This is a genomic window from Pedobacter sp. UYP30, assembly GCF_040547165.1.
Taxonomy (GTDB): domain Bacteria; phylum Bacteroidota; class Bacteroidia; order Sphingobacteriales; family Sphingobacteriaceae; genus Pedobacter.
Genome location: NZ_JBEPPD010000009.1, coordinates 23417 through 39563 on the forward strand (window position 1 = coordinate 23417; position 16147 = coordinate 39563).

Below are 16147 nucleotides of genomic sequence, written 5' to 3' on the forward strand. Positions count from 1 at the left end.
AAAATTGGATATTGCACCTAAGTTAATCTCTTAAAAACATGTTATTTACTTTTAAAGATATATTTCGTTCAGAAAACAAAAAGGAACATTTCTTCTTGTTGGTACTCGTATTTCTGGGGATTTTCTTTAGGCTATACCAATATTTTTACAATCATTCCTTATGGTTGGATGAGACTTACCTAAGCATCAGTTTATTTAAAAAGAGCTATTATGAACTCGCCGCCACATCACTTTTAAAGCAACAAAAAGCACCTTTGGGGTTTTTGTGGCTGGTTAAATCTTTTATCACCCTTTTCGGGAACTCAGAATATACGTTAAGGCTGGTCTCCTTAATTTCTGGAATAGCCACGCTATTTATTTTTATTCCGGTTGCAAAGTTTTTCTTAAACTATTGGGGCATATTAACCGCTGTAGGGATTTTGGCGTTGGCTCCAGCTTTTGTCCACCACAGCGTAGAGGTTAAGCAATATGGTACAGAAATGTTTTGCACGGTGCTGCTACTTTACTTTTACATCAAATACAGAGATAGAAAAAGGCTTATGGCCAAAGTTGCCTGGGGGGCTTTTGGGGCAATAATTTTATGGTTTTCTTATGCAGCCGTATTTATTGCTGCGGGCATTGCAGTTGGATTAAGTTTAGAACTATTAATCGCTAAGAATTGGCGTTTATTTTTTAGCAATGCAGTGGTTTTTTTGGTATGGATGATTAGCTTTCTCCTCAATTATGTTTTTGTGATTCATGCACATGCAGAATCGCCATGGACGAAGTATTGGTTTGATGCCTACCATACCTTTATGCCTTTTCCACCGAAAAGCATTTCTGATTTAACCTGGTTTCCGTTAACTGTTTACCGTATGTTCGATTATCCGCTGGGGTTGCTGTGGAATTTTATGCCAAATTTCTCAAATAAAATAGTTGCGGTGTTGATAAAAATGTCACTTATACCCATTGCAGCTTTATTGCTTGGGGTTTATGCTTTAATAAAAGGAAAGAGAGAATATTTACTCATTTTTTCATTCTCAATTCTGTTAACTTTTATCGCTTCTGGCTTAAAACTTTATCCGTTGGTAGAACGGTTTTGGGTTTTTATTGCCCCTATATTTTTAATCATCATTGGTTTATCGGTAGATTTTATTGCAAGGAGGGTTAAGTTTAGATTTTTAGCTATTGCATTTGCGATGCTTTTAATTTTTTCTCCCTTGGTACAATCGGCCATTTATGTCGTACAGCCAACAGAATTTTTTCTGCATAAAAGATCTTTCCATCGAGAGGCTTTCAACTACATCAACACTCATTTTAAGCCTGGCGATGTGGTGTATGTTTACTGGAATGATTTGGCCGCATTGCATGTTTATGAGATTATGGACAATTATAAATTTAAAGCGATAGAAGGAATAGATGTTAGAAATAGTTCTAAAAATTATGAGGATTATTACAGAAACCTATCGCCTGATTTTAGAAAATTAGCAAACAAGCGGGTTTGGGTAATGGTTAACACGTATTTTGTTTCTGATATAGGAGATTTGGTAGACGAGCCAACTTGGTATTATCGCGATAGCAAAACACCCCCCGAACATTTAATTGAGCAATTTTCTAAAATGGGCAAGAGATTAGCTGCATTTCAATCTGCAGATGTAGATGTTTTTTTGTTTGATTTGCGGAAATAGCAGCTATTTAGTCTAGCCAGATTGGGTAAGGGAAAGCTGTACCAGGAATTGGTCTTCACCATCATCTAGCAAAATCTTTGCATACCACCCATTTCTTTCGGCTACTTGTATGATGGTATCTTTATCGAGGTACACCCAATTAAACCAGCTACCTTTTTCGCCTTTGTATTCATATTGGTAAGAAACCTCGCCAAAATATTTGCTGGTTGGTTTGGGCAGGTCTTCATAGAGGTAAGAAATGTCAGAGCTATCGAAGAGCATTTGGCCATCTACATTCAAAAGTTTTTTCGCATCGCTGATAAATTTTTCAAAACCTTTTAGAGAGCCTGTTAAGCCAATACCGTTCATCAACATTAAAATGGTATCATATTTTTCCAACGGTGTAAAATGTAGAATATCGGCAACGATAGCTTGTTTAACTCCTCGCTGCTTCATAATCTTTACAGCTATTTCTGAAATATCTACGGCAGTTACATTTACATTAAAGTTTTGTAGAACAAGTGCATGGCTGCCCACGCCGGCGCCAACATCTAAAATTTTTCCTTTACATAAGTGAAGTGCGTTTATTTCTAGATCGGGCATTTCTTCCTCATCTCTGAAGAAGAGATCTACAGGCATTTCTTCTGGTTCTGCGTAAGAGTTATGCAACACCAGCCTATCGGCTTTGCCTGTATGATAAAAATCTAAAAGCGCACTACCGAAAACATCCATGGTTTTGTTAACTAAATTAAAGGCTTTTGCTAGGGTAGTTCAAATTCTTGATGGTATTCTGGTATTTGCACATCGTTAAAACCGTGGTTATTTAGCGTTTTGGCAAAATGTTGCTGCACATCATAATCGCCATGCACCAAAAACAATTGCTTTACCTTTTTGGGGTCTTGGCAAGAAAGAAACTGCAATAAGTCTTCGTAATCGCCATGCGCGCTCATAGATTTTATGCTCTGTACCTCTGCTTCTACCGCATAATCTTTATGGAAAATATCGACTACCTTTTTACCGGCCATCAATTCTCCGCCTAAAGATTCTGGCGAGCAATAGCCAACCAATAAGATGGTGTTTTTTTTATTGTTGATGTTGTTCTTTATATGATGCTTCACTCTTCCTGCATCGGCCATGCCAGAAGCAGAAATGACTACGCATGGTCTTGGATCGTTGTTTAATGCTTTAGATTGCTCCACACTTTCAATAAATTCTAAACCCTTAAACGAAAAAACGTCATGGTCTTGTTTAAGCGTTTCTTTAACGCCATTGTTATAAACTTCTGGATGGTTTTTTAAAACTTCGGTAGCTTTTGAAGATAGCGGGCTGTCCACATAGTATCTAACATCTGGCAGTTTACCTTTTAACTCTAACGCGTTTAGCGCGTAAAGTAATTCTTGGGTTCGGCCTACGCTAAATGCGGGTATAATGAGTTTGCCTCTCTTATCCACGCAAGTGTGCTGAACCATTTGAAACAATTGATTTTCTATCGGTTCCAGATCCTTGTGCAAGGAATCGCCATAGGTAGATTCTAGCACGATATAATCTGCTTGACTAAAAGTTTGCGGGCTCTTAAGCAACAAATCTCCGTATCTGCCCACATCGCCGCTAAAGGTTAAGCGGGTAGATTTTTCAAGCTCTTTAATGGTTAAGTGCACCGCCGTACTTCCCAAAATATGGCCAGCATCGGTAAACTGCAGATGGATAGCTGGTTCTATTTCAAAAAGCTCGTTATAGGCCACAATCTTACAAAGCCCTAAGGTTTTAACAACATCTTGTTCTGTGTAAAGAGGTTGCTCCACTTCTTCGGCATCTCTACGGTGCCGATTCGAGTATTCTGCATCTTGTTCTTGTATATGTGCAGAATCCATCAAAAGGATTCGCGCAAGATCAATCGTTGCCGAGGTACAAAATATATTTCCTTCGAAACCTTGGGCCACTAATCGCGGTAAAAGTCCGCAATGATCTATGTGTGCATGAGATAGTACTACATGGGTAACTTTTTTTGCGTCGAAACCAAAATATTCATTTAATTTTTCTGTAACATGTCCCATTCCTTGGAATAGGCCACAATCTAACAAGACTTGTGTGCCGTTATCGAGCGTTATTAAATGCTTACTACCTGTTACAGTTCTCGCAGCGCCATGGAAAGCAATTTTCATCTAATATTATTTATTGCTCAATATAAATAAAAAATGCCGGGATTTCCCGGCATTAAAAGATTTCTAAAAAAATTATTATGCGTATTTGTTCTTAGCTTTTTTTGCCGCTTTCTCGGCGGCTTCGAACGCCTCACCTTTATATTCTTCGTACCTATCTCTAGCGCTACCTGCTAATTTTTCTGCAGAATGGCGAGCCTGATCTTTATAATCGTCATATCTATCTTTAGCCCGATCCGCTACTTTCTCTGCAGCATCTACCGCTTTGTCCTTATACTCTGAATATTTGTGTCTGCTTGCATCAAGCAAATCACTAAACCAATCCTCAACCTTATCTTTTAATTCGCTATTAGAGTTAGAAGAAAGTGCCAAAGCAATTGTGGCGCCGAGTGCTGCACCCGCTAATACGCCCACTATAATTTTTGTATCCTTAGTCATGATTGTTTATTTTAGAAGAATAACACATTATGCCTTAAGCTGTTTTATTTATTTTTAAATTGTTGCCGCAAAGTGCCGACTAAATTATTTTTAGTTTTAACCATAAGCAAAAAAGATCGGCACAATGGCTAATCTTTTTGATGGTGTTTTTAGCCTCTTGAAGGTCTTCCGCCGCTTCTCGAATTTTCTGTACGCGCAGGAGCTGGTTGTTGCCTAGGTGGCTGAGCTCGTTCTACACGCTGCGGCTTTTCTTGACGCTGTTGTTGTTGGCGAGCTTGTTCTTGACGTTGAGACTGTTCCTGCTGTGCACGTTGAGTCCTTTGTTGTTCCGCCTGTTTTTGAACTGCCTGTTCTCGTTGCGCACTTTGTGCCTTTTGTTGTTGAGCCTGCTGTTCACGTTGAGCCTGTGCGGCCTGTTCTTGGCCCCGCTGCTCTCTTTGTTGCTGAGCTTGGCGTTGCTCTGTTGCCGCTTGTTTTTGCTGCACTTGCTCAGCCTCCCGTGTACCAGTTTCGGCACGTTGTTGGGGCGGTGCCGTTTGTGGCAGTCTTTGTGCCCGTTGTTGATTTTGCTGCTGTCTAGCTGCATTTGCATTGGCAGGTTGATTAGTTGCCTCTATATTATTCCTGCTCGGTCTGGCATTATTTTGTTCAGCGGGCGATGAAATTCCAGTCTGTTCGCGGGGATTTCTATCCATCACATTTCTACCTCCAGTAGTATTAGTAGTACCGTTACTAGTTGCAACTCCACGTTGAGGTCTTCCATTTGTAGATGCGTCTCGATTAACGTTTTGATCTGTAACTCTTCTGTTTTCTTGCGTAGCACTTGTTCTATCTGTATTGTTGTTTACGTTTGCGCCAGTTCTTTCCGGACGGCCACTTGTTACATCTCTAACGCTGGCAATGCTTCCCCTCTGAAAATCTTTTGGAGCAGAAGTTCTATTAGACTCGCCACGTTCTGGCCTTGGTCTGTAAATGTTTACAGCTCTATTATCAACCTCGCTTGCACCTGGTCTGCTGGTTCTGTTTATCCCATAAACAGTTACGTCTCTATTGGTAGCTCTACGAATGTCAGATTTGCTTGGACCGCCATAGTACGTTCTTCTATTGTAAACGTACGTATTGTTTATAATCGTGGTGTTGCGGATGTACACATTGTTTCGACCGTAATTATACCTTGGATAATAGTTGTTGTAGATAGACCTTCGTGGAATAAAGTTCCAACAATAGTTGGGAAGAGCATACCTGCGGCCAAAGCTTATGTTAATATTGATGCTAGGCCCCATAGGTGCCCAACCATAATACCCGCCACCGCTGCGCCAATCTACCCAAGCTGGTCCCCAAGTAGTGCCTGGAAGCCAAATCCATTGCCTATAGTTATTGTAAACCCAACGACCGTAGTGAAATGGTGCCCAACCCCAATCGTAATTAGAGACCCAAGTGTTGCCATATTCGGTCATTGCCCATCTGCCTTGCGTATAATAAGGCCTAAATTCGCTTTGGTCTACATCTGGTCGCCAAACGTAACCGTATTGCGGGTCTTGTATCCATGTGCCGTAAGGAGAGAGTTCATCGTAAAAGGTTTGCAACGAAACATTTCCATCGTTACTGTTACTGTGGGTGTCTTGATACCCATCATCATAGTCTTGCGCCCTAACAATTGTGGTTCCGGCAAGGAGCGTAAAGAGCCCCAGCGCAAGTGCCGTAGTTTTAAGTTTTTTCATTTGTGTTTATTTTTAATAACCTATTGTGTGTATAGCAATTAGAGTTCCAAAACATCAAAAAGTTTAATATGCAAGCATAGTTTTTGCTTTTTTGCCCCTCAGCATTTATTTTGGCGGTATTTTTTCTTATTTAACGTTTTAGACAATATTTTTTAATTCAAAAAAAGGAGCAAATGCGCTATATTATTTGCTACAATGTCCTTTGTTCGACAAGACATTTTGTGTCTATATGTGCTTGCCTGATAGATATTAATTTAATTGTGTGTATTTTTGCCTCATGGCAAATGGCACTTTATTTCTCATTCCCGTTCCCCTTGCAGAAGAAGCGGCGCACAAAACATTTACTCCATATTTGGTAGACACCATCAATCAGATAGACACCTATATTGTAGAAAGCAGTAAAACTGCTCGAAAATTTTTGAAAGAGGCAGGATTAACGATACCCCAAAAAGATTTGATTGTTCATGATTATGGCAAACATAATAGGAGCGATTTGAAGCAGTTTTTTACAGAACTTAAAGCAGGGAAAAATGTAGGCTTAATGAGCGAGGCAGGATGCCCTGGTGTTGCAGATCCTGGCGCAGAAATAGTTGCCGAAGCACATAGACGTGGCATAAAGGTAGTTCCCTTGGTTGGTCCATGTTCTATTTTGCTTGCGCTGATGGGATCTGGCTTCAACGGCCAAAGTTTTGCTTTTTGGGGATATTTACCCATTGATAAGGAACAGCGCGCTAAACGCATAAAAGATTTAGACCTTTCTGCCAGTAGATATAAGCAAACCCAAATTTTTATAGAAACACCTTTTAGAAACAATCCGCTCTTGGTCGAAGTGCTAAACAGCTGCAAGCCAGATACCAAGCTTTGTATTGCCTGTAGTTTAACTGGCGAAGATGAATTTATCAAAACCCAAAGTATAGCCAGTTGGCGTAAGGAAGAGATAGATCTGCATAAAAAGCCCTGTATTTTTTTATTACAGTAGAATAAAGGATGTTACTTTAAAGATGGGTAGGGGGTTCTTTCGAAGAAAGTTGCCCTATTTATACATTCCTTTTCCATCGATAAAATCTATTACTTTATCTGGTATAAAAAACTGAACATTTTTACTATTTTTTATCGCTTTGCGAATAAATGTAGAGGAAATTTCCATAAGCGGTGTGTTGGTAAAAATGATTGCTGGGTTAGTTTCCCACTCCTGCACATCGGCACCTGGTCGAGGATAGACGAAAATCTGATAGTTTTTTAGCAGCACTTCATAGTTTTTCCATTTCTTTAGAGATGCGAGATTATCTGCGCCCATAATCAATACAAACTCTCGCTCTGGATATTTTTCATGCAAATGGGCTAAGGTATCTATGGTATAAGATGGTTGTGGCAGGGAAAATTCTACATCGCTTACCCTGATGTTTTCAGCACTTTCTGTCGCAAGTTTTGCCATCTCCAACCTATCGTACATGTTTGTTAGGGCACGTTTATCTTTTAATGGATTATGAGGAGAAACTATTAGCCAAACTTCTGCCAAATTAGTGTGGTTGGCCATATAGTTAGCAATAATCAAATGGCCAGTGTGGATGGGGTTAAAGGAGCCGAAGAAAAGACCAGTTTTCATTTTGGAAAGTTACAAAACATCTGCCGCTGTTCGAAAGCGGTTTTTCTCATGAAAAAACAAGCTAATTTTTTGAAAGAAAATCCCTCACAATTTGCTCTGCTTCTGCACAGGCAACATCTAGGTCATTATTTTTTAAGATAACATCAAACTTATCAGCATACAATAATTCTTTTTCTGCCTTTATAAATCTTTCTTCTAGCTTGTCTAAACTGTCTGTCCCGCGGCCACTCAGCCTTTCCTTTAATACCTGCAACGATGGTGGCTGCACGAATATGGCCAGCGAATCGTTTTCGTATTTTCTCCTAAGCCTTAATCCGCCTTCTACATCAATATCAAAAATAACATGCTTTCCCTCGTCCCAAATACGCTGTATCTCAGAACGGAGTGTGCCGTAGTAAGTGCCCTTGTACACTTCCTCAAATTCTACAAATTCTTGGTGAGCCACCTTGTGCAAAAATTCTTCTGTGCGTATAAAGTAGTAGTCGCTTTCGTGTTTTTCATCTCCACGTTTTGGCCGCGTGGTTGCAGAAATAGAAAAGCTAAGCTCGGGAATTTTCTTTAACAGGTGATGTACAATGGTAGTTTTGCCTGCTCCAGATGGTGCCGAAAAGATAATGAGTTTGCCCTGCATGGGTTTATTTGGTAATTTGTTGGTTTAAATAGTTACGAGTTATTAGCGCACTGGCCTTATAACACATTTAACAATTGCTCTTTTATTTTTTCTAGTTCTTCTTTCATCCCAACTACAAATTGCTGCATGTGGGCATTGTTGGCTTTGGCGCCCATGGTATTAATTTCTCGGCCAATTTCTTGCGAGATAAAGCCCAGTTTTTTGCCGTTTGCCTCTGTACTCGCTAAGGTTTTTAAAAAATAATCGCAATGACTTCTTAACCGTGTTTTTTCCTCGGTGATGTCTATTTTGTCTATATAATAAATCAATTCTTGTTCAAACCTGTTCTGATCTATGTTTACTTTGCTTACGGCTTCTTCTAAAAACTGGTTAAACCGTTCTCTAATGGCTGTAATTCTTGTGGGCTCCAATTGCTCAACCGAACTGAAAAAATCTAAAATATTAAATATTCTTAAATCTAGATCTGCTTTTAAGGCCAAGCCTTCTGTGGTTCTAAAGGTGTTAAATTGTTCTAATGCTTGCAGAAAAACTTTATGCACTTGCACCCATTCCTCTTCATTAATGTTTTCTTCTTTATAGTTGATCACTTCTGGCAAGCTCATGGCAATTTGCAGCAAATTGGAGCTGTTTGCGCCTAAATCATCATTTATCGCTTTTAGCTGACGATAATAACTGCTTAGTACACTTGCGTTTATTTGAGCCACCGTGCTCTCTACATCTACACGGTCTATCGTAATATTTACGCTTACTTTACCTCGTTCTATATCTTTGCTGCAAATATTCCTTATCAATAGTTCTTTGTCGGAAATTGCTTTTGGAAACTTTAAATTAAGTTCTAAGAATTTGCTATTGAGCGATTTAATTTCTACGCTGTACTTGGCGCTTGCGAAATTGCTGGTCGCCAAGCCATATCCGGTCATGGATTTTATCATGCGCAAAGATAGAAAAAATGAAACATATTTGTCTGACAGCTTTTTGTTGCCAGCGCTTTATGAAAGAAAATAAATACTTAACATGCATATAACCTAAAACCAAATCGGGTTCTTAACGTTTTTTAACTAAATCGAGCTTTAAAAAAGGCTATCTTTAAATCTAAAAGCTATAAGATAATGCAACAAAAATTACGCTTTTTTAAACTTACCTTGGGGCTTGTTTTATTAGCCGCTATCTCATTTGGACAACAAGTGGTTAAAGGGGTGGTGATGGAAAAAGGTTCTAATCTTCGTATTGCGCTGGCGGATATAACAAACTTGCGTACAAAACTTGGCGTTGGAAGTAACGATCTTGGGCTTTTTCAGCTTAAAGCGGAAGTGGGAGATACTTTGTTAGTAAGCAAAAGAGATCATGCAGACGTACGCGTTGCGGTAACAGGTGCGGCAGATTTAGTTGTATATCTCCTCAGATCCAGTACGCAGTTAAAAGATGTGAATGTTTTTGGCGATACTAAGGAGCAAGATTTGGCAGAGGTTAAAAGTGAGTATAAGCGAAAAGGTTCTTTTTATGGGGGTAAACCGCCGTTCTTGTCGTTTTTGTTTTCTCCGCTAACTGCTGTGTATGAGCTTTTTGGTAAAACACCACGTAATGCGCGCAGGTTTTCTCGCTATGCAGACAATGAAATAAAGCAAAGTGAAATCGATCGATATTTTAACCAGTCCATTATTAAGAACAATAGTTGTTTGCGGGGCGATACTTTAGAAACTTATATGTTAAATTGTAGGCCAAGTTATAATCAGGTTGAGCACTGGAACAGTTACGATTACATCAAGTATATTAAAGAAAGCACTAAAAAATTTACAGATACTTTGGGTAAGGGAAATTGATAGCGCTGTGCTGGTATTGTTATTATTGCCAGATTGTTAGCATTGCTAAATTGTTGGATTTCTGGCATTGTTAAATTGTTGGTATTGCTAGTTGTAATATTGCTTGATTACTGAATTGTTGGGCTTTGGAAAGCTAGATGCGAACACTTAGACCTGCAACTCATAACTCGCAACCATTAGCCCTTTTTACTCAAAAGCTAAAATTTCGCATGCTTTTTCTGCAGCCATTTTTTCTGCGTTTTTTTTGTTATAGTCTCTTCCAGATCCGCAAGCTTCTCCATCTACCATGGCATTGATGGTAAAAAGTTTGGGGCTTTCTCCTTCGGCATTTTCAGTAATTTCAAATGAAATATCTTTTCCATGGCGTTGGCACCATTCTATCAGTTTGCTCTTAAAGTTTGTTTCTGTAAGTTCTAGTGTATGGATATCTATGTGCGGTTTTACAATTCTTTTAATTAAAAACTCTCTTGTAAAATCGTAGCCCTTATCCATATAGATCGCTCCAACAACGGCCTCAAAAGCATCGCCAAGCATAGAGTTGTGTTTGGTTTGTATACTTACAGTGCGCTCATCAAAGTTGATCATGCTGTCGAACCCTATTTTTTTTGCCAATTGGTTTAGGTTCACCCTGTTTACAATTTTCGATCGCATTTCTGTTAGAAAACCTTCTTCTTTATAGGGATATTGCTTAAAAAGCAATTCTGCAATGACTGAGCCAAGAATGGCATCGCCTAAAAACTCTAATCGTTCATTGCTGCTTCGAGTACCATTTTTTAGCAGTCTCGCTGCAGACCTATGCCTAAAAGCCATTTTATATAGCGAAATATTGTCGGGTACGAAACCCAACACATTCTTCAACTTTTTTACAAACTCTTTTTGTGGAGAGAAGTAAAGTTTATATAATTTTAAAAATGGCATTAAACAAATAACATGATAAGAAGAACAGCATCTTTATCCGGTCATCTGTTTGGATAAGTCCAATGAAAAAACGGTTTAAAGAATTTATTCGGTGTATTTTTTAAATATAACCGATGCATTATGTCCGCCAAAGCCAAAGGTGTTGCTTAATGCAGCATTTACGGTACGCTTTTGTGCTTTGTTGAACGTAAAATTTAATTTTGGATCAAACTCAGGATCATCGGTAAAATGATTTATTGTTGGGGGTACAATGTCGTTTTTTACAGCCAAGATACATGCAATACCTTCAATTGCACCTGCGGCTCCAAGTAAATGACCGGTCATAGATTTTGTAGAACTTATATTCAGGTCATAGGCATCTTCACCAAACAAGGCCCTTATGGCTTTGGTTTCGCTAATATCGCCCAATGGGGTAGATGTTCCGTGAACATTGATATAATCAATGTCTGCCGTCGACATGCCCGCATCGTTAAGCGCATTGGTCATGACCATTTTAGCGCCTAAACCTTCGGGATGTGGTGCGGTGATGTGATTTGCATCGGCACTCATTCCGCCGCCAACAAGTTCGGCATAAATCTTTGCTCCTCTAGCCTTGGCATGTTCCAACTCTTCTAGTATAATAGTTCCGGCACCTTCTCCGGCAACGAAACCGTCGCGGTCTTTATCGAAAGGCCTAGAAGCGGTAGAAGGATCATCATTACGCGTGGAAAGCGCATGCATGGCGTTAAAACCACCCATACCTGCCTCGTTAATAATGGCTTCGGATCCACCGGTAATAATCATATCGGCCATGTTAAGGCGAATGTAATTAAAAGCATCTATCATAGCATTTGTAGAAGATGCACATGCAGAAACGGTAGAAAAGTTTGGCCCCCTCAACCCGTACTTTATAGAAATATGCCCTGGAGCAATGTCTATAATCATTTTTGGAATAAAAAACGGATTGTAACGAGGGGTTCCATCGCCTTTGGCAAAATTAGAAACCTCATCTAAAAAAGTCTTTAGCCCTCCAATGCCCGCGCCCCAAATTACTCCAATACGGTTGGTGTCTAGTTTAGTAAAGTCTAACCCAGCATCTTTTACCGCTTCTTCTGTAGCCACTAAGGCATACTGTACGAAGGGATCTATTTTACGGGCTTCTTTTTTTTCTAGATAATCTTCGGGATTAAAGTTTTTTAGCTCGCAAGCAAACTTCGTTTTAAATTTTTCGGTGTTAAAGCTCTTAATTGGAGCAGCGCCGCTCACCCCATTGGTCAACCCATCCCAAAATTCTGGAATATTGTTTCCTATTGGAGTGAGCGCACCTAACCCAGTTACTACTACTCTTCTTAATCCCATCTATACGTAAAAATGCGTAAGTTTTTTATTTAACGTTTTTTTCCAAATAGGCAATTGCTTGGCCAACGGTACCAATGGTCTCAGCCTGATCATCAGGAATGGCTACATTAAATTCTTTTTCAAATTCCATAATCAACTCAACGGTATCCAAAGAATCTGCACCTAAGTCGTTAGTGAATGAGGCCTCTGGCGTAACTTCGCTCTCATCTACACCTAGTTTTTCTACGATAATAGCTTTTACTCTTGAAGCAATATCAGACATAATTTTATAATTTAATGGTTAAATAATTCAGTGCAAAGAAAAAGTAAATTCTTACAATATTCAAATGTTTTTTATTTCGGTGCCTAATTTAGGGCTCGAATATAAAGCGAATATAGAATTAGTTTTTTAATTTCGACTTGTTTAATAAATAATTTGTTTTGAATAAGACTTACCTGAAGCTCGCCTTAGACCTAGATTTTACTCTAATTGCAATTACGGCTCCTTTAAAGGATTATACGCTTTGCCACAAGATAAACACCAATTTGGAGTTAGAGTTTGAAAAAATTGAAGACCATGAAATTTTCCATGCGGTAGAGGCATACACCTTAAATTTTTCTAAGTATTATTTTTTTATAGAAGAGGATGAGCAGGAGTATTATCTGTTAGGTAACAAAAGTAGCGACGGCATCCTTATCCCAGAAATGGCCAATGTAGATTTTTTTTTGATTATAATGGAATACATAGATGAAGAGGATCTTAGTAGGTTGATTACAAGTTTAAATAGGATGCCGGAGATACAAGTTGCTGCGAAGATTGATCAACACAAGCTCAGAAACCGAGAAAACTTGGTCTTATAAAAAAAATGTCACATGGTGTATTAATTACACTATATTTGCCCGTTTTTAAATATATTCTTAAATTCGCATAGTTCTAAAATATGGGGGCCTAGTCTCCTAAATTACTTCATTGCAAAACCAACTACATAAATGAAACCTTTTCATTCAAGAACCAAAATTGTTGCCACGCTTGGCCCAGCATCATCGCAACCCGACGTATTGTTTAACATGTTTAACGCGGGGTTAGATGTTTGCCGTCTTAATTTTTCTCATGGCAGCCAGGCAGATCATCAGGCAGCTTTGGATACCATAAAAGATCTAAACAAAAAACACAACTATAATGTCGGTATTTTGGCCGATTTGCAAGGGCCAAAAATCCGTATTGGTAAAGTGCAAGAGGGTGGGATACATTTAATTAATGGACACACCACCGTAATTACCACCGAAGAGTGCATCGGAACCGAAGAACGGATATACATCACTTACGAGAATTTTCCAAAGGACGTTCAAAAAGGCGAAATCATCTTATTAGACGACGGAAAATTGCAAATGGAGGTATTAGAAACCGATCTAAAAACTTCTGTAACTTGTAGAATTGTACATGGTGGTTTGCTTACCTCTAGAAAAGGTGTTAATCTACCTAATACAAAGGTATCTATACCATCTTTAACCCCAGAAGATAGGGATAATTTGGAATTTGTACTGAAGAATGATGTTGAATGGATAGGTTTATCTTTTGTGCGCAAAGCGGAAGACATCATCGAGCTTAAGCAGATTATTGCCGATCGTGGTAAGACGGCGCGCGTAATTGCGAAAATCGAAAAACCAGAAGCTATCGAAAATATCGACGAAATTATAGCTGTAACTGATGCCATAATGGTTGCTCGTGGCGATTTGGGTGTTGAATGTCCGATGGAAGAAGTGCCTTTGTTACAAAAGATGATTGTAGAAAAGTGTAGGGCAGCATCTAAACCGGTTATCATCGCAACGCAGATGTTAGAAAGCATGATTACTACGCCAAGGCCAACTCGTGCCGAGGTAAATGATGTGGCTAACTCGGTATTGGATGGTGCAGATGCAGTTATGCTAAGTGGCGAAACCTCGGTGGGCGAATTTCCGCTAATCGTTATCGAAACGATGCAGAAAATTATTCAAAACATCGAGACCAATAAATATCCATTTAATCCAGACAAATTTTTAAAACCTTCATCTCCAACCTTTTTAGGTGATGCCATTTGTAATTCTGCCTGCTTTTTGGCCAAGCAAACTAACGCGGTGGGTATTGTTTCTATGACAGTAAGTGGGTACACAGCATTTGAAATTTCCAGTTATCGTTCTAGGGCACTTACTTTCATTTTTACCAGCAACAGATCTCTTTTAAACACCGTTAGTTTATTATGGGGTGTTAGGGGCTTTTATTATGATAAGTTTGAAAGTACCGACAATACCATTATAGAGGTAAACCAATTCTTAAAGAAGCAAGGTTTGGTAAAAGAGGGAGATATTTTAATAAATACAGCTTCTACGCCCTTAAAAGAAAAAGGTAAAACCAACATGCTAAAAATATCTGTTGTAGATTAAGCAGTGTTTTATAGGAGAGGTGTCAGAGTGGTCGATCGAGCACGCTTGGAAAGCGTGTGTGCTGCAAGGTACCGCGGGTTCGAATCCCGCCCTCTCCGCCAATACAAAGGCTGTTCATCTTTTATAGTTGAAGGGCTTTTTTTTTGTTTTTGATGAGCGGCGCTTGCTCCAGCGAAATTGAGGACAAAAAATGGTTGGAGCATAGCGACAGCCTTTGCATTTTAGCCTCCCCCTTATCGGAATCAATGAAATTAATCCCGCCCTCTCCGCGAATTTCAGTCTAAAATAAAACAAAAGCCTGCAATCGTTTGATTTGCAGGCTTCTATTTTACTATCTTTATTCAATAAGCCATAGCAATGATGATTTGATCAACTTATGGGAATGTAAAATCACAAACTAGTATATGGAACAACTGAATTATTTTAAAAAGGTAGCATTGCTATTTCTAATAATAAGCGGCTACAACAATGCCTACGCACAGGGTGTGCGCTTTATATCTTCAAATACAGAAGATAAAATCGATGTAAAAGTGGATGGGAAACTGTTTACGACTTTTGTGTTTTCAGATACTTTAGAAAAGCCAATACTTTTTCCGGTAAAAACCGCTGACGGACTGACCATTACGCGAGGTTTTCCTTTTAAGGTTCGAGCAGGCGAAAGAACCGATCACCCTCATCATCAGGGTATATGGTTTACATACGAAAATGTAAATAATATTGATTTCTGGAATAATTCTTATGCAATTGCCCCCGAGAAAAAATCTGCCTACGGCTGGATAAGGAATGTAAAAATTGGAGTCATGAAGAATGGAAGCCAAAAAGGTAGATTGTCTTTTACTGCTAACTGGGAAAAACAAAACCAAACAATCCTTCTTAAAGAAAAAACTACCTTAATATTTAGTGGTACTTGCAATTCAAGAACTATTGATAGAATTACAACGTTAACAGCCCAAAAAGATTCTGTTCATTTTTACGATGCAAAAGACGCTTTATTAGGCATCCGAGTAACGAAAGAGCTGGAAATCCCATCAAATGAGGTAGAAAATTTTTCAGATAGTCATGGAAATATTGCTACCGTTTCTCCAAAGCAGAACGGTGCAACAGGAAATTATCTTACCAGCCAGGGAAAGACAGGGAATGATGCCTGGGGAACCCGAGGCAACTGGTGCGTTTTATACGGAACTATGAATAATGAACCAGTTTCGGTTGCGATAATTGATAATCCATTAAACCCCGGTTATCCTGCTTACTGGCACGCAAGGGGTTATGGTCTTTTTGCGGTAAATCCGTTGGGACAAAAAATATTTAGCAACGGCAAAGAAATTATGAATTTAACTTTAAAGCCTGGCCAATCGGTAACTTTTCGGTATAGAATGTTGATTACCTCCGGCAAAAAGATAACAGCAGATGAATTAAATAAACAAGCAGCTGTCTTTTCTATTGTTAAATAACATTAATCTTTCAAATTTT

General features: G+C 39.0%; 16 protein-coding genes and 1 tRNA gene. 7 read left to right on the top strand and 10 right to left on the bottom strand.

The window, feature by feature from the left end:
• Positions 1 to 38 precede the first annotated feature (38 nt).
• Positions 39 to 1667: a glycosyltransferase family 39 protein gene (locus ABIB40_RS11485; protein ID WP_354359156.1), complete on the top strand. Its 1629-nt coding sequence runs from the start codon at positions 39 to 41 to the stop codon at positions 1665 to 1667.
• Positions 1668 to 1679: 12 nt separating this feature from the next.
• Here the strand turns inward: ABIB40_RS11485 and ABIB40_RS11490 are convergent, their stop codons facing one another.
• The 4 genes from ABIB40_RS11490 to ABIB40_RS11505 all read right to left on the bottom strand — a co-directional run bounded on the left by ABIB40_RS11490 (position 1680) and on the right by ABIB40_RS11505 (position 5964).
• Positions 1680 to 2378 (bottom strand): class I SAM-dependent methyltransferase, encoded by a 699-nt coding sequence (locus ABIB40_RS11490; RefSeq protein WP_354359158.1) that lies wholly within the window; start codon positions 2376 to 2378, stop codon positions 1680 to 1682.
• Between the two features lie 29 nt (positions 2379 to 2407).
• Positions 2408 to 3808: an MBL fold metallo-hydrolase RNA specificity domain-containing protein gene (locus ABIB40_RS11495; protein ID WP_354359160.1), complete on the bottom strand. Its 1401-nt coding sequence runs from the start codon at positions 3806 to 3808 to the stop codon at positions 2408 to 2410.
• Between the two features lie 75 nt (positions 3809 to 3883).
• A complete protein-coding gene (locus ABIB40_RS11500) occupies positions 3884 to 4243 on the bottom strand; it encodes a YtxH domain-containing protein (RefSeq protein ID WP_354359162.1) in 360 nt (119 codons plus the stop codon).
• A 149-nt stretch (positions 4244 to 4392) separates the two neighbouring features.
• Positions 4393 to 5964 carry a DUF6600 domain-containing protein gene (locus ABIB40_RS11505; RefSeq protein ID WP_354359164.1) on the bottom strand — a complete coding sequence of 524 codons (1572 nt, stop codon included), beginning with the start codon at positions 5962 to 5964 and terminating at the stop codon, positions 4393 to 4395.
• A gap of 277 nt (positions 5965 to 6241) precedes the next feature.
• Here ABIB40_RS11505 and ABIB40_RS11510 point away from each other — a divergent pair, with 277 nt between their 5' ends.
• Positions 6242 to 6943 carry an SAM-dependent methyltransferase gene (locus ABIB40_RS11510; RefSeq protein WP_354359166.1) on the top strand — a complete coding sequence of 234 codons (702 nt, stop codon included), beginning with the start codon at positions 6242 to 6244 and terminating at the stop codon, positions 6941 to 6943.
• 54 nt (positions 6944 to 6997) lie between these two features.
• On the opposite strand, the gene nadD is transcribed toward ABIB40_RS11510, so the two are convergent.
• From nadD to ABIB40_RS11525, 3 genes are all read right to left on the bottom strand, one after another.
• The gene (gene nadD, locus ABIB40_RS11515) at positions 6998 to 7570 is read right to left on the bottom strand and encodes a nicotinate (nicotinamide) nucleotide adenylyltransferase (RefSeq protein ID WP_354359168.1); all 573 of its coding nucleotides are present in this window, start codon (positions 7568 to 7570) and stop codon (positions 6998 to 7000) included.
• Between the two features lie 61 nt (positions 7571 to 7631).
• Entirely contained in the window at positions 7632 to 8201 is a 570-nt protein-coding gene (gmk, locus tag ABIB40_RS11520) for a guanylate kinase (RefSeq protein WP_354359170.1), read from the bottom strand.
• 56 nt (positions 8202 to 8257) lie between these two features.
• Positions 8258 to 9133, bottom strand: a complete 876-nt coding sequence (locus ABIB40_RS11525) for a YicC/YloC family endoribonuclease (protein ID WP_354359172.1) — start codon at positions 9131 to 9133, stop codon at positions 8258 to 8260.
• A 177-nt stretch (positions 9134 to 9310) separates the two neighbouring features.
• On the opposite strand from ABIB40_RS11525, the gene ABIB40_RS11530 reads away from it, so the two are divergent.
• Positions 9311 to 10021, top strand: coding sequence for a hypothetical protein (locus ABIB40_RS11530; protein WP_354359174.1), 711 nt, complete (start codon positions 9311 to 9313; stop codon positions 10019 to 10021).
• A 186-nt stretch (positions 10022 to 10207) separates the two neighbouring features.
• Here the strand turns inward: ABIB40_RS11530 and rnc are convergent, their stop codons facing one another.
• From rnc to ABIB40_RS11545, 3 genes are all read right to left on the bottom strand, one after another.
• A complete protein-coding gene (rnc, locus tag ABIB40_RS11535; protein WP_354359176.1) occupies positions 10208 to 10939 on the bottom strand; it encodes a ribonuclease III in 732 nt (243 codons plus the stop codon).
• Positions 10940 to 11023: 84 nt separating this feature from the next.
• Complete coding sequence (gene fabF / locus ABIB40_RS11540) at positions 11024 to 12277, bottom strand: beta-ketoacyl-ACP synthase II (protein WP_354359178.1); 1254 nt, start codon at positions 12275 to 12277, stop codon at positions 11024 to 11026.
• A gap of 25 nt (positions 12278 to 12302) precedes the next feature.
• On the bottom strand, positions 12303 to 12539 hold the full coding sequence (locus ABIB40_RS11545; protein WP_008508386.1) for an acyl carrier protein: 237 nt from the start codon (positions 12537 to 12539) through the stop codon (positions 12303 to 12305).
• A 158-nt stretch (positions 12540 to 12697) separates the two neighbouring features.
• Between ABIB40_RS11545 and ABIB40_RS11550 the strand changes: the two genes are divergently transcribed.
• The 4 genes from ABIB40_RS11550 to ABIB40_RS11565 all read left to right on the top strand — a co-directional run bounded on the left by ABIB40_RS11550 (position 12698) and on the right by ABIB40_RS11565 (position 16128).
• Positions 12698 to 13117, top strand: coding sequence for an IPExxxVDY family protein (locus tag ABIB40_RS11550; protein WP_354359180.1), 420 nt, complete (start codon positions 12698 to 12700; stop codon positions 13115 to 13117).
• A 129-nt stretch (positions 13118 to 13246) separates the two neighbouring features.
• Positions 13247 to 14677 carry a pyruvate kinase gene (gene pyk / locus ABIB40_RS11555; protein ID WP_354359182.1) on the top strand — a complete coding sequence of 477 codons (1431 nt, stop codon included), beginning with the start codon at positions 13247 to 13249 and terminating at the stop codon, positions 14675 to 14677.
• Positions 14678 to 14690: 13 nt separating this feature from the next.
• A tRNA-Ser gene (locus ABIB40_RS11560) sits at positions 14691 to 14778 on the top strand.
• Between the two features lie 303 nt (positions 14779 to 15081).
• Positions 15082 to 16128, top strand: coding sequence for a DUF6807 domain-containing protein (locus ABIB40_RS11565; protein ID WP_354359184.1), 1047 nt, complete (start codon positions 15082 to 15084; stop codon positions 16126 to 16128).
• Positions 16129 to 16147: the final 19 nt, after the last annotated feature.

What these genes read in the sequence shown, in the direction of transcription:
- ABIB40_RS11565 (WP_354359184.1), top strand. Translation starts at nt 15,082, where the DNA reads ATGGAACAACTGAATTATTTTAAAAAGGTAGCATTGCTATTTCTAATA.
- ABIB40_RS11500 (WP_354359162.1), bottom strand. Translation starts at nt 4,243, where the DNA reads ATGACTAAGGATACAAAAATTATAGTGGGCGTATTAGCGGGTGCAGCA.
- fabF (WP_354359178.1), bottom strand. Translation starts at nt 12,277, where the DNA reads ATGGGATTAAGAAGAGTAGTAGTAACTGGGTTAGGTGCGCTCACTCCA.
- ABIB40_RS11510 (WP_354359166.1), top strand. Translation starts at nt 6,242, where the DNA reads ATGGCAAATGGCACTTTATTTCTCATTCCCGTTCCCCTTGCAGAAGAA.
- ABIB40_RS11485 (WP_354359156.1), top strand. Translation starts at nt 39, where the DNA reads ATGTTATTTACTTTTAAAGATATATTTCGTTCAGAAAACAAAAAGGAA.
- rnc (WP_354359176.1), bottom strand. Translation starts at nt 10,939, where the DNA reads ATGCCATTTTTAAAATTATATAAACTTTACTTCTCTCCACAAAAAGAG.
- ABIB40_RS11505 (WP_354359164.1), bottom strand. Translation starts at nt 5,964, where the DNA reads ATGAAAAAACTTAAAACTACGGCACTTGCGCTGGGGCTCTTTACGCTC.
- ABIB40_RS11530 (WP_354359174.1), top strand. Translation starts at nt 9,311, where the DNA reads ATGCAACAAAAATTACGCTTTTTTAAACTTACCTTGGGGCTTGTTTTA.
- gmk (WP_354359170.1), bottom strand. Translation starts at nt 8,201, where the DNA reads ATGCAGGGCAAACTCATTATCTTTTCGGCACCATCTGGAGCAGGCAAA.
- ABIB40_RS11545 (WP_008508386.1), bottom strand. Translation starts at nt 12,539, where the DNA reads ATGTCTGATATTGCTTCAAGAGTAAAAGCTATTATCGTAGAAAAACTA.
- ABIB40_RS11495 (WP_354359160.1), bottom strand. Translation starts at nt 3,808, where the DNA reads ATGAAAATTGCTTTCCATGGCGCTGCGAGAACTGTAACAGGTAGTAAG.
- ABIB40_RS11490 (WP_354359158.1), bottom strand. Translation starts at nt 2,378, where the DNA reads ATGGATGTTTTCGGTAGTGCGCTTTTAGATTTTTATCATACAGGCAAA.
- ABIB40_RS11525 (WP_354359172.1), bottom strand. Translation starts at nt 9,133, where the DNA reads ATGATAAAATCCATGACCGGATATGGCTTGGCGACCAGCAATTTCGCA.
- nadD (WP_354359168.1), bottom strand. Translation starts at nt 7,570, where the DNA reads ATGAAAACTGGTCTTTTCTTCGGCTCCTTTAACCCCATCCACACTGGC.
- pyk (WP_354359182.1), top strand. Translation starts at nt 13,247, where the DNA reads ATGAAACCTTTTCATTCAAGAACCAAAATTGTTGCCACGCTTGGCCCA.